The organism is Janthinobacterium aquaticum (assembly GCF_009208565.1).
Taxonomy (GTDB): Bacteria; Pseudomonadota; Gammaproteobacteria; order Burkholderiales; family Burkholderiaceae_D; genus Janthinobacterium.
Genome location: NZ_WFLK01000003.1, coordinates 302776 through 315202, shown reverse-complemented (window position 1 = coordinate 315202; position 12427 = coordinate 302776). Strand labels below are relative to the sequence as shown.

The 12427-nt window shown below is 59.6% G+C and carries 14 protein-coding genes and 1 pseudogene; 10 read left to right on the top strand and 5 right to left on the bottom strand.

Features of this window, described 5'->3' with window-relative positions:
* Positions 1 to 183 precede the first annotated feature (183 nt).
* Complete coding sequence (locus GCM43_RS06940; RefSeq protein WP_319636940.1) at positions 184 to 1590, top strand: MFS transporter; 1407 nt, start codon at positions 184 to 186, stop codon at positions 1588 to 1590.
* A gap of 38 nt (positions 1591 to 1628) precedes the next feature.
* Positions 1629 to 3161 carry a galactarate dehydratase gene (gene garD / locus GCM43_RS06935; protein WP_226929365.1) on the top strand — a complete coding sequence of 511 codons (1533 nt, stop codon included), beginning with the start codon at positions 1629 to 1631 and terminating at the stop codon, positions 3159 to 3161.
* Positions 3162 to 3225: 64 nt separating this feature from the next.
* On the opposite strand, the pseudogene GCM43_RS06930 reads toward garD, so the two are convergent.
* Positions 3226 to 3453: pseudogene (locus tag GCM43_RS06930) on the bottom strand (IS1595 family transposase); the annotation flags it as partial.
* A gap of 5 nt (positions 3454 to 3458) precedes the next feature.
* Positions 3459 to 4319, bottom strand: coding sequence for a LysR family transcriptional regulator (locus tag GCM43_RS06925; protein ID WP_152242783.1), 861 nt, complete (start codon positions 4317 to 4319; stop codon positions 3459 to 3461).
* 144 nt (positions 4320 to 4463) lie between these two features.
* Between GCM43_RS06925 and GCM43_RS06920 the strand changes: the two genes are divergently transcribed.
* Positions 4464 to 4889, top strand: coding sequence for a VOC family protein (locus GCM43_RS06920; protein ID WP_152242782.1), 426 nt, complete (start codon positions 4464 to 4466; stop codon positions 4887 to 4889).
* Positions 4890 to 4948: 59 nt separating this feature from the next.
* Positions 4949 to 6205 (top strand): cation:dicarboxylate symporter family transporter, encoded by a 1257-nt coding sequence (locus GCM43_RS06915; RefSeq protein WP_152242781.1) that lies wholly within the window; start codon positions 4949 to 4951, stop codon positions 6203 to 6205.
* 69 nt (positions 6206 to 6274) lie between these two features.
* On the opposite strand, the gene GCM43_RS06910 is transcribed toward GCM43_RS06915, so the two are convergent.
* Genes GCM43_RS06910 through GCM43_RS06900 form a run of 3 tightly spaced genes read right to left on the bottom strand, consistent with a single transcriptional unit; the run spans position 6275 to position 7563 of the window.
* Entirely contained in the window at positions 6275 to 6724 is a 450-nt protein-coding gene (locus tag GCM43_RS06910; protein ID WP_152242780.1) for an SRPBCC family protein, read from the bottom strand.
* A gap of 26 nt (positions 6725 to 6750) precedes the next feature.
* Positions 6751 to 7137 carry a nuclear transport factor 2 family protein gene (locus tag GCM43_RS06905; protein ID WP_152242779.1) on the bottom strand — a complete coding sequence of 129 codons (387 nt, stop codon included), beginning with the start codon at positions 7135 to 7137 and terminating at the stop codon, positions 6751 to 6753.
* Between the two features lie 42 nt (positions 7138 to 7179).
* Positions 7180 to 7563, bottom strand: a complete 384-nt coding sequence (locus GCM43_RS06900) for a nuclear transport factor 2 family protein (protein ID WP_152242778.1) — start codon at positions 7561 to 7563, stop codon at positions 7180 to 7182.
* A gap of 202 nt (positions 7564 to 7765) precedes the next feature.
* Between GCM43_RS06900 and GCM43_RS06895 the strand changes: the two genes are divergently transcribed.
* The 6 genes from GCM43_RS06895 to GCM43_RS06870 all read left to right on the top strand — a co-directional run bounded on the left by GCM43_RS06895 (position 7766) and on the right by GCM43_RS06870 (position 12391).
* The gene (locus tag GCM43_RS06895; protein WP_152242777.1) at positions 7766 to 8869 is read left to right on the top strand and encodes an alkene reductase; all 1104 of its coding nucleotides are present in this window, start codon (positions 7766 to 7768) and stop codon (positions 8867 to 8869) included.
* A gap of 70 nt (positions 8870 to 8939) precedes the next feature.
* Entirely contained in the window at positions 8940 to 9683 is a 744-nt protein-coding gene (locus GCM43_RS06890) for an SDR family oxidoreductase (RefSeq protein WP_152242776.1), read from the top strand.
* A 134-nt stretch (positions 9684 to 9817) separates the two neighbouring features.
* Positions 9818 to 10453, top strand: coding sequence for a TetR/AcrR family transcriptional regulator (locus GCM43_RS06885; RefSeq protein ID WP_152242775.1), 636 nt, complete (start codon positions 9818 to 9820; stop codon positions 10451 to 10453).
* 141 nt (positions 10454 to 10594) lie between these two features.
* Positions 10595 to 11242: a TetR/AcrR family transcriptional regulator gene (locus tag GCM43_RS06880; RefSeq protein WP_152242774.1), complete on the top strand. Its 648-nt coding sequence runs from the start codon at positions 10595 to 10597 to the stop codon at positions 11240 to 11242.
* A gap of 162 nt (positions 11243 to 11404) precedes the next feature.
* Complete coding sequence (locus GCM43_RS06875) at positions 11405 to 12055, top strand: protein-L-isoaspartate O-methyltransferase family protein (RefSeq protein ID WP_152242773.1); 651 nt, start codon at positions 11405 to 11407, stop codon at positions 12053 to 12055.
* 12 nt (positions 12056 to 12067) lie between these two features.
* Positions 12068 to 12391, top strand: coding sequence for a rhodanese-like domain-containing protein (locus tag GCM43_RS06870; RefSeq protein WP_152242772.1), 324 nt, complete (start codon positions 12068 to 12070; stop codon positions 12389 to 12391).
* Positions 12392 to 12427 lie beyond the last annotated feature (36 nt).

Below are 12427 nucleotides of genomic sequence, written 5' to 3'. Positions count from 1 at the left end.
CAGGTGAAAAAATAACTGAAAAAACGCGATTGCTATTTCCGTATGCCGTGATTATACTACGACGTCAGTTGTCTGATGACTGATGACAAAGATCAAGTAGTGAATGACTGCAAACAAGAAACAGCCCCGGCAAAGCCGGTCCAGGTTCATGCAGCGCCCTTAGCGATTCATCTGGAGACACCCGTGAAGACCTCAACCATTCCTGCCGGCGCAGCCGGCGCCAAAGCCACCCGCGTGCGCTGGGGCATCCTGGCGATACTGTTTATCGTCACCACCATCAATTACGCCGATCGCGCCACCATTTCCATCGCCGGCCCCGAGCTGAAAAAGCTGCTGGACCTGTCGCCGGTGGAGATGGGCTTTATCTTTTCCGCCTTTGCCTGGTCATACGTGCTGGCGCAATTGCCGGGCGGCTGGCTGCTGGACCGCTTCGGCTCCAAGATCACCTATTTCTTCAGCATCTTCCTGTGGTCGGTATTTACGTTGATGATGGGCTGGGTGGGGTTCTTTACCGGCGGCACGGCCGTGGCGGTATTGATCGGCTTGCGCTTGCTGGTCGGGGCGGCCGAAGCGCCTTCGTTCCCCGGCAACAGCCGCATTACCTCGGCCTGGTTCCCGACCAGCGAGCGCGGCAAGGCGGCCGCCATCTTCAATTCCGCGCAATATTTTGCCACCGTGCTGTTTGCCCCGATCATGGGCTGGCTGGTGCATACTTTTGGCTGGGAAAGCGTGTTTTATGTGATGGGAGGCTTGGGCATTGTGATGGCCTTTATCTGGCGCAAAACCATCTATGGCCCGAAAAACCATCCGCGCATCAATGCGGCCGAACTGGCTTATATTGAAGCGGGCGGCGGCCTGGTCGATCTCGACAGCGGCACCAAAAGCAGTGCACCAAAAATCAATACGCTGGCCTGCATCAAGGAGCTCTTGAGCAGCCGCATGCTGCTGGGCATCTATATCGGCCAGTACTGCATCAATACGCTGACCTATTTCTTCCTGACCTGGTTCCCGGTCTATTTGGTGACGGAGCGCCATATGACGATCCTGAAAGCCGGTTTTATTGCCGCCTTGCCAGCGGTGGCCGGTTTCCTCGGCGGCGTACTCGGTGGCGTGATTTCGGACCGCATGATCAAGTCCGGCTACTCGCTGTCGGTTGCCCGCAAGACGCCGATCGTGGGCGGCATGCTGCTGGCCATGAGCATGATCTTCTGTAACTATGTCACGGCCGACTGGCTGGTGGTGGCGATCATGGCGCTGGCCTTCTTCGGCAAGGGCATCGGCGCACTGGGCTGGGCCGTGGTGTCCGATACGTCGCCGAAAGAAGCCGGTGGCTTGAGTGGCGGCCTGTTCAATACCTTCGGCAATACCGCCGGCATTACCACGCCGATCGTGATTGGCTTTATCCTGCAGGCCACCGGGTCGTTTGCCGGCGCGCTGGTATTCGTTGGCGCCAATGCTGCGGTGGCGATCCTGTGCTACCTGTTCATGGTGGGCGACATCAAGCGTTTCGAGTTCAAAAAATCAGTCATGTTGCCGGAAGCCTCGCCAGCCACGGGTGGTCGCAGCGCCGCCAGCAAGGTTGGTGCATGATGAACACTCTTACCATGCAGGAGCCGTCCTTGAAGCCTATGTTGAAGCCCCTATATATTCGCATGCACGCCAACGACAACGTAGCCATCGTGGTCAATGACGGCGGCTTGCCAGCCGGCACCGAGTTCCCTGGCGAGTTCGTGCTGCAGGAGCGCGTGCCGCAAGGCCACAAGATCGCGCTGGTCGACCTGGCTGAAGGCGAGGCCATCGTGCGATACGACGTGGTGATCGGCTACGCCGTGCGCGATATCGTCAAGGGCAGCTGGATCGAAGAGTCGCTGGTGCGCATGCCGCCGGCGCGCGAACTGACCGGCCTGCCGATCGCCACCCGCAAGGCGCCTGTACAGCCGCCGCTGGAGGGCTACACCTTCGAAGGTTTCCGCAATGCCGACGGCAGCGTCGGCACGCGCAATATCCTGGCCATTACCACCACCGTGCAGTGCGTCTCGGGCGTGGTGGAGCACGCAGTCAAGCGCATCAAGGAAGAACTGCTGCCGCTGTATCCGAACGTCGACGATGTGGTGGGGCTGGAACATATCTATGGCTGCGGAGTGGCCATCGATGCGCCGAACGCCGATATTCCCATCCGTACCTTGCGCAATATCAGCCTGAACCCGAACTTTGGCGGCCAGTCGATGGTGGTCTCGCTGGGCTGCGAAAAACTGCAGCCGAAGCGCCTGATGCCTGAGAGCGCGATCCAGGTCAGCAACGGCCCGTATATCGTCACGCTGCAAGACGAAGAGCATGTGGGATTCGAGTCGATGGTGCAGTCGATCATGGATATGGCTACCTTGCGCCTGATTGCACTGAACCTGCGCACCCGCGTTACCTGCAGCGCAGCCGACCTGGTGGTGGGCGTGCAGTGCGGCGGCAGCGATGCGTTCTCGGGCGTGACAGCCAATCCGGCCGTCGGCTACGCCACCGACCTGCTGGTGCGTGCCGGCGCCACTGTGATGTTTTCGGAAACCACCGAAGTGCGCGACGGCATCGACCAGCTCACTTCGCGCGCCATCAATGAAGAAGTGGCCAACGGCATGATCCGCGAGATGGCCTGGTATGACGAGTACCTGCAAAAAGGCGGCGTCGACCGCAGCGCCAATACCACGCCGGGCAACAAGAAGGGCGGCCTGGCCAATATCACCGAAAAAGCCATGGGCTCGATCGTCAAGTCCGGCAGCAGCGCCATTTCCGGCGTGATCTCGCCGGGCGACAAGCTGACGCAAAAAGGCCTGATCTACGCCGCCACGCCGGCCAGCGACTTTATCTGCGGCACGCTGCAGCTGGCCGCCGGCATGAACATGCATGTGTTTACCACCGGCCGTGGCACGCCGTACGGCCTGGCTGCCGTGCCGGTGATCAAGGTGGCCACGCGCGACGACCTGGCGCGCCGCTGGCATGACCTGATGGACGTCAATGCTGGCCGTATCGCCACCGGTGAAGCTACCATCGAGGATATCGGCTGGGAACTGTTTCGTCTGATGCTCGACGTAGCCAGCGGCAAGAAAACCTGGGCCGAGCACTGGAAGCTGCACAACGCGCTGGCGCTGTTCAACCCCGCACCGGTGACCTGATCCAACATCACTTTTTCTCCTCTTTCAATCGCGCAGGCATGCAAGTGCCGCGCGATTTTTTTGGCTATGTCACTGCCAAATGTGGGAATTGCCCCAGTGCAGCGTTAAGCAGACTGGTCGCTGAGCGGATGCGCCTGGCGTCGAGTATCCAGCGCCAGCCCAGGTAGTTGGACAGATAGCGCGTGGCCACGCCATGAAACGGCGCCAGCCATTGCCGCAATCGGCTGTGATAAGCGTTGACGTTCTGCATATGCACCGCACCGCTGACACGGATGCCGGCACGCAGGTTGACGCCCTTCAAACGTGCTTCAGCATCAGCTCCTGCAGCATGCGCGCAGGGGCGCTCAGCGTTGTTTGTGCGCGATGGACCAGCCCGATATCACGATGAAACGTGTGCGCTCCCAGGTCGACAACGCGCACGACGGCCGGCCAGTGCTGGTGGGCTGCAGTCTGCGGCAGCAAGGCGATGCCGACGCGGTTGGCTACCAGCTTGACGATGGCGTCAAGCTCGTCGACTTCGCACACTTCGCGCAAGGATAAATGCATTTTTCGCAGGAAGCGGTCGACCTGGCGTCCGCCGAACGAGGCCCGGTCATAGCGCACAAAAGGCTGCTGCGACAATAATTGCACCCAATCATCGCCAGGCACGTCGCGTGGCACGATCAGGCGAAACGGTTCGCGTGCCAGTGTCGTCCAGCGCAGGTCGCTTTGCAGCGCAAAAGGCGGGCGGATGATCACGGCCATGTCGATCTCGCCGGCATCGACCATATTGAGCAGCTCCATCGACAGGCCGGGCAGCACGCGGGTGCGGCACTCGGGCAGACGCTGGTGCAGCGTGGCCAGGGCGTCCGGCAGGAACGAGCGCTGGACCGAGGCAATCGCGCCGATGGTCACTTTGGCGGCCGGCATGCCGGCGCTTGCCGAGCCCAGATTGTCGTACAGGCGCAATAACTCCTGGGTCTGCTCCAGTATCTGGTGACCCATCTTGTTGAGCCGGGCAGAGCGGCCCGCACGGTCGAACAATGACAAGCCCAGCTCTTGCTGCAGACGCTGCATTTGCGCGCTGACGGCCGCCTGCGTCAGGCCGATCTTGTCGCCCGCAGCAGCAAATGTGCCTTCACGCGCGACCGACACCAGGGTTTTGAGTTCTCGTATCATTGATCAATTCTTTTTGTGTTTAAGGAAAAAATATATTGATTATTTTTTTCATTTCGAGATTCTACAATACTTGAGTGGCGACATTGACTTTCTTAAAAAGCGTCGCCACCCATCATTTATCTCACACCAACAGGAGACTTTCGCATGAGCCTTTCACCATTTCACCTTGCCATCCCCGTCTATGACCTGCCGCTGGCACGCCGCTTCTACAGCGATGTTTTCGGCCTTGAGGAAGGACGCTCCAGCACGCAATGGGTCGACTACAACTTCTTTGGCCACCAGCTGGTGATCCATGAGCATCCGAAGACAGCCTCGCAGGAACACGTGCATTCGAACCCGGTCGACGGCCATGACGTGCCAGTACCGCACTTCGGCGTGGTGCTGGGCTGGAGCGAATGGGAGGCACTGGCCGAGCGCCTGAAAAGCTTCGGCACCAGGTTTGTCATCGAGCCCTATATTCGCTTCAAGGGCCAGGTTGGCGAGCAGGCCACCATGTTCCTGTTTGATCCCTGCGGTAACGCGCTGGAATTCAAGGCTTTCCAGAACATCGATCAGCTGTTCGCCAAGTAAGACCGGTGGCACGGGTTTCGCCCCGTGTCCTGCTGCCATAAATAAAAACGGGGACAGGCATGAAACGGATTTCTTTGGTTGCACAAATCGCCATCGGGCTGGCGCTCGGCGTGCTGGCGGGCTGGTATTTCAACACGCATCCCTTGCACCAGGAGTGGGCCAGCACGCAAGTGCTCAAGCCGCTGGGCGATATCTTTATCAAGATGATGAAAATGGTGGTGGTGCCACTGGTATTTTGCTGCATGGTGCTTGGTATCGCCGGTGGGGATAACAAATCGTTCGGCCGCATGGGCATGAAGTCGATCGGCTATTTTTTCGCCATCACCAGCCTGGCCATTGTCTTCGGCTTGTTGCTGGCCAATTTGTTCGAGCCCGGCACGGGCACCGATATTTCGGGCATGGTCCATGGCGCTGCGACCGTCACCATGGCACCGCCCAAGGGGGCACTGCTGATTGTGCAAAACATTGTCCCTGACAATATCTTCGTGGCCCTGTCAGAAGGCAAACTGCTGTCCATCCTGTTTTTTGCCGTGCTGTTCGGCTTGTCCCTCAATTCGCTGCCACGTGAAAAAAGTGCGCCAGTGCTGGCTGTGCTGCAAGGCATACTCGATACCATGTTCAAGGTGGTGCGCATCGTCATGGCCTATTCGCCGATCGGCGTATTTGGCATGATCGGCGCCACCGTGTGCAGTTTCGGTTTTGCTTCGCTGCTGCCGCTGCTCAAACTGATTGGCGTGGTCTATCTGGCGCTGCTGCTGTTTGCGCTGGTGATCCTGGGCGGCATCTGCTACCTGATCGGCGAGAATGTTTTCAGGCTGATCCGCTACTTCAAGCATGAACTGTTGCTGGCGTTTTCAACGGCGGCGTCGGCTGCCGTGATGCCGCAGCTGATGCAAAAGCTGGAAGCGTATGGCGTACCACGGCGCATTGTCAGCTTTGTCGTTCCGGTCGGCTATGCCTTCAATCTGGACGGGGCCGCGATCTTCCTGGGTGTGGCGACCATTTTCATCGCGCAGCTTTATGCCATCGATCTGTCGCTCACGCAACAGGCGATGCTGGTGATCACCATGGTGCTGACATCAAAAGGCGCGGCAGGCGTGCCCGGTTTTGCCATCATCATTCTGTCTGCCACGCTTGCTTCTGCGGGCCTGCCGCTGGAAGGCGTAGCGCTGATTGCCGGTATTTTCCGCATTATCGACAGCGGCACCACCACCCTCAATGTACTTGGCAATGCGATTGCACCGCTGGTCATTGCCCGCTGGGAAAAAGAGGCGTTGTTGCCGCCACAACCGCAGGCGGCAATCGTGCACGCCTGAAGGTCGGTGTCAGGCTTGCCCAAGGTTCAACGTGGGATGGCAAGCCTGCACCGCTTCACTGATGCCGTTTCAATGCTGCGCGTTGCCGGCCAGATAAGACGCCAGGCTGGCGTGTCCACCGACAATCAGGGCCTGTATCGCCGCCGATTGCTGTTGCTGCGGATCGGGTTCGCGCAGATCGAACGTGGCGTTCCAGGCGATCAGCGTCCTGGCCTCGCCGCTGACTGGCGTCAGGCGGATGGTCGCCACATAGTTATCCACCGGAAGCGGCGATTCTTCAAAACGGTAAGACAGCCGGCGTTCGCTGTCATCGACCGACAGCAGTTTTTCGCGCAGGATGGCGCCGTTCTCCAGCGTCAGGTGGCGCACGCAACCGACCATGCCATCCGGCAGCTCGCCTTCGATGCGGCTGTGAATGATTGCCGGATGCCATGCGCTGATCTGGCCGAATTGTTTCAATACCTTCCAGACCTCGTCTGGCGCATGCCCGACAAGGGCGCAATAGTCGACTGTTGCCATGCTTGACTCCTGTAGCGGGTGAGCGTTCAGGCTGCGAACTGGTGATAGACCTTGGCGATGACTTTCCAGCCGTCGGCAAGCCTGATCAGCGTCAGGTAGTCGTTGTAGTTTGCGCCGATGGCGTCTTTTTCCATGTCCACGCGCACTACGGCAGTCGTTGGCGTGATGGCCAGCACATCGAGTCGGGTCGTGATGTCCGGCGCCTTGCCATTGGTGTTGATGAAATCAAACAAGTTGCTGATCGGGCCACCGAGCAGTTCACCGTTGGTAAAGCCGTACATGACGGCATCGCGATGAAAGGCTTGCGCCACGCCTTCGCTGCTGCCGGCACGCAAGCCATCCACATATTGCTGGGCGACGGCGATGACGGCGTCGTACTGGCTGGTCGGTACTGCCTTGATATTGCTGTTCATGATAGATCCTTGTGAGTAAGTGGGCGGGCAAGTGCGGGGCAATCAGGCTGCCGCATGCGTGTGATAGATCTTGCTTACCACGATCCACTTGCCGTCCACTTTGAGCAGGTTGAAGAAGTCGGTGAAGCAGAAGCCGGAGATGTCGTTGGTGTCGATGCGGGCGCTGGCGGCCGTACCGGCGATGTCGATGCGGGCAATCACGGCACGCGCTTCTGGTGAAGGACGAAAGGCGGTGTCGATGGTGTCGAACAGACCCTGGATTGCACCGCCCGTCAATTGACCTTCTGCGGTCACGCCGAAGATGGTTGCCTGTTCGCTGAATGCCGGTTTCATGATGCTGCTGTCGGCTTGCTTGCCACCTTCGTTGTACTGGTTGATGACGTCGGCGATAGCGTTGTAATCATGTACGTAGCTGGGTTTGGACATGGTGTTGCTCCTTCTGTTTGGTTGAATGGCCGGCGCCTGCGATGCCAGCTTTTGGGATTATTCTGTAGCAAGTACTACGGAATATGTGTATTATATAGTGATTGATACAGAAAATGTCAAACAATCCGATTCAACGCAAACCATGCCGGCGCAAGCGGGCCACGTTTGCCAGTGACCTGAACTGGTCAAAAAAGGAAACCACATGAAAGACAACGCCAGCCGTACCGATTTATTTTCTCCCGTCACGATGGGCGCCATCGAACTGGCCAACCGCATCGTCATGGCGCCAGTCACGCGCAGCCGCTACAGCGAAGAAGGCATCCCCGACGAGATGCATGCGCTGTACTATGCCCAGCGCGCCAGCGCCGGCCTGATCGTGGCCGAAGCCACCAATATTTCGCCGCAGGGACGCGGCTATGCCGCCACGCCCGGTATCTGGAGCGAGGCGCAAGTGGCCGGCTGGAAAAAGGTGACGGACGCCGTGCACGCCGCTGGCGGCAAGATCGTCAGCCAGCTGTGGCACGTGGGGCGCTTTTCCAGCGTGGCCCTGCAGCCCGATGGCGCAGCGCCGGTGGCGCCGTCCGCCATCCAGGCAGAAGGCAACACTTACACTACCGAAGGTTTTGTGCCGGTATCGATGCCGCGCGCGCTGGAAACCGGTGAAATTGCCGGCATCATCGAGCAGTACAAGCTTGCAGCGCGCAATGCGCTGCGGGCCGGATTCGATGGCGTGGAAGTGCACTCGGCTAACAGCTATCTGCTTGATCAATTCTTGCGCGATTCCACCAATCATCGCAGCGACCGGTACGGCGGCTCGATCGAGAACCGCGCCCGCCTGACGCTGGAGGTGACCCAGGCCATCGTCGATATCTGGGGCAGCGACCGGGTCGGCATTCGCCTCTCGCCAGTCACGCCGGACGCAGGCAATACGCCGCCCGACAGCAACGTGATGGCCATGTACGGCCACCTGATCAATGAGCTGAATCGTTTCAAGCTGGCGTATCTGCACTTTGTCGAAGGGGCCACGGCAACCTCGCGCACGGTACCCGACGGTATTGACCTCGATGCCCTGAGCGCGCAGTTCACCGGCCCTTTCATCGGCAACAACAACTATGACCTGGAGCTGGCGGTACAGCGCCGTGCGCAGGGCAAGATCGACGCCGTCGCTTTCGGGCGCCTGTTCATTTCCAATCCGGACCTGGTGCAACGGCTGCGCAGCGGCGCCGAACTGACCATCGCGCCGCGTGAGTCTTACTACGGCGGCGGCGCCAACGGCTACACCGACTGGCCAACGGCTGCCATCTGAGCCAGTCAGTACCGCACATTCAACCACCGTCGCCCGGCAGATGCCGGGCATTGAATCCAAAGGAAATAATATGAGCCATCTGCATAACAAGACTGTCATCATTACCGGCGCTTCGTCGGGTATCGGCGCCGCTTCGGCGCGCGCGCTGGCCGCGCAGGGCGCGAAAATCGTGCTCGCTGCGCGTGACCAGCAAGGCCTGGACGCCATCGTCGCCGAATTGACGGCGGCCGGCGGGCAAGCCATCGGCATCGTGTGCGACGTCACCAGTGCGGCCCAAATGAAGGCGCTGGCGCAATCGGCGATGGACCATTTTGGCGCCATCGACATTCTCGTCAACAACGCCGGCCTGATGCTGTTCTCCAGCTGGATCGATCTGGCTGTCGATGACTGGGAAAAAATGATCAATGTGAATATCAAGGGCTATCTGAACGCGATTGCCGCCGTGCTGCCATTCATGCTGGCGCAAAAGTCGGGCCAGATCTTGAATATGGATTCGGTTGCCGGCCACCAGGTTGGACCTGCCGCAGGCGTGTACAGCGCAACGAAATTTTTTGTGCAGGCAATGACTGAATCGATGCGCAAGGAGCTTGGCGTCCAGCATGGCATTCGTGTCAACACCATCAGCCCTGGCGTGATCAACACAGGATGGGCCGACAAGGTCACCGACCCGGCAGGACGCAAGGCAGCCCAAGAGCTCAACAAGATAGCGATTGCTCCCGACGATATCGGCCGCGCCGTGGTGTATGCACTGGACCAGCCGGCCAATGTCACGGTCAATGACCTGATCATCTCGCCGACGCGCCAGGACTGGTAAGCTCGCGCAGCGCATTGCAGGCCGCCCGGGCGCATGCCCTGGCGGCCTGTTTGCATTGCCGCGGGCGGTCAATGGCCGGTATACTCGATGACGCAGTGTTTCATGTAACCGATTCAATACAGGTGGTAACCGCGATGTCCAGCACTGAAAATCTTCCGTCCAGCGTAAAAATCAAGGGCCGGCCGCGTGGCTTTGACCGCGCCGAAGCCCTGGTGCGGGCGCTCGATGTATTCTGGCGCAGGGGCTACGAGCCGGCATCGCTGGCGGAACTGTGTTCGACCATGGGCATCAATCCGCCCAGTTTGTACGCCGCATTCGGCAACAAGGCCAAGTTGTTTCTGGAAGCGGTCGACTTCTATGAGCGCACCTACTGGGATGCGCCCTGGGCGCGCATGGCTGAGGAGCCTGATGTGCATCGCGCAATCGACCGCTTCTTCAAGGAGTCGGGCGAGATCCTGCTGTCGCCACAGGTGCCCTGCGGCTGCCTGGTGGTACTGGCCGCCATCAATGTCTCGGCAGAGTCGGTGGAAGTGTTCGATGCGGTCAAGGCGCTGCGCCAGGAGGGGATCGCACACTTCAGCAAGCGCCTGAAAAAAGGCATCAAGGACGGTCAGCTACCGGCCAGGACCGATGTCAAGTCGCTGGCGGCCGTGCTCAACACCTTGTTGGAAGGCATGTCGATCCATGTGCGCGATGGCGTGACGCTCAGCGAAATGACCAAGCTTGCTGCCTACGCATCGCGGCTGCTCCCGGCCCGGCCACCTGGCTGACTGGTGCTGCCGGGAGTGTGATCACAGGCAATCTCGGGCAGTTTCGATGCAGCGCATGTGGCATTCGGCCACACCAGCCTTGACCCCACTTGTATACACGACTACCATTAATGACTTGAAAGTAAGTTATCTGGAAGACTCATGCAAGCCCCGATTGATACCAAGCCGCGCTGGGAGCGGCGCAAGGATGCTCGTCCGCAGGAGTTGCTGGCCGCCGCGCTCGATCTGTTTGTCGAACGTGGCTTTGCCGCCACGCGCCTCGAAGACGTGGCCAAGCGCGCCGGCGTGTCCAAGGGCACGCTGTACCTGTATTTTGAAAACAAGCAGGAGCTGTTCAAGGCGGTGGTGCGCGACAGCATCGTGCAGTCGATCGGCGAGGCCGAGATCAGCCTGGCGGCGTCGGAAGACAGCACCAGCGACCTGTTGCGCAGCATGATGATGCAGTGGTGGCAGGAAGTTGGCGCCACCAAGGTTGGCGGCCTGGCCAAGCTGATGATGGCCGAATCGAATAATTTTCCCGAACTGGCGCAGTTCTACAACGACGAGGTGGTTACGCGCGGCAGTGCCTTTATGGCCAGCCTGGTCGAGCGCGGCATCCGGCGCGGCGAGTTTCGCCAGGTCGACCCGGTGCTGGTCAGCGCCATTTTGTGCGCGCCGATGAACATGCTGATGCTGTGGACGCACTCCATGCTGCCGTGCGAGGTCAAGGATCTCGACCCGCTGGCCTATCTCGATACGCTGGTCGACATGAGCTTGCGTGGCTTGCTGCTGCATCCGCCGGGCCCGTAAGCGGCGCGCTTACCGTCCAGTTGCCGCTTTTCCAAGGTTCACCCCCCGAAATCTGCAGATCGTCGCAAAATCCCTCCACCGCCTCCGTTTATCGTTAACATGGGCATCAAACCAGTTCAACGATAAAATGGCGGATTATTACTTCACTGACCGAGTCCAAAGATGAATATCGAACAAGCCCGCTTCAATATGATCGAACAGCAGATCCGTCCATGGGACGTACTGGATATCGACGTGCTGGAGTTGTTAAATGTGGTCAAGCGCGAGGATTTTGTTCCCGCTGCCTATAAAAACCTGGCTTTCGTGGACACCGAAATTCCGCTGGGCGCCGGCGAAGCAATGTTTACGCCCAAGCTGGAAGCGCGCATCCTGCAAGACGTTGCGCCAAAGAAACACGAGAACGTGCTGGAAATCGGTACCGGTAGCGGCTACATGGCGGCATTGCTGGCGCACAAGGCGCGCCACGTGACGACCGTGGAAATCGTGCCACAGATTAAAACCCAGGCGGAGCAGAACCTGGCCGCCAATGGTGTCACCAATGTCACGGTGGAACTGGGCGACGGCGCGCAAGGCTGGAGCAAGGGTGCGCCATACGACGTGATCGTGGTGTCCGGTGCACTTTCGGTGCCGCCGGAAGCGCTGCTGGCGCAAGTGAAAGTGGGCGGACGCATCCTGGCCATTATCGGCGAAGCGCCGATCATGTCGGCGCACCTGATCACGCGCAGCTCGGACAAGGGTTTCGATACGCGCAAGCTGTTTGAAACCAATGTGGCGCCGCTGCAAGCGGTTGCGCCGTCGCACTTCCAGTTCTAAGGCAGGACGGCAATGGAGCATCTGAGCGCACCCCAGCTGGCCACCTGGCTCGCTGACGAAAGCCGTCCGCGCCCCTTGCTGCTCGATGTGCGCGAGCCGTGGGAGTTCGACACCTGCCGCATCGAGGGCGCCACCCTGATGCCGATGCAATCCATCCCGGGGCGCATCGACGATCTGGACGAAGACGCCGAGATCGTCTGCATCTGCCACCATGGAGCGCGCAGCCTGCAGGTGGCGGCGTTTCTGGAACACCATGGTTTTGGCAAGGTCAGCAATTTGACAGGCGGGGTCCACGCCTGGGCGCTGCAGGTTGACGGCAGCATGCCCAAATACTAGGTTTTATGTTTTAGCATTACTCCCAGGCAAAGTTTG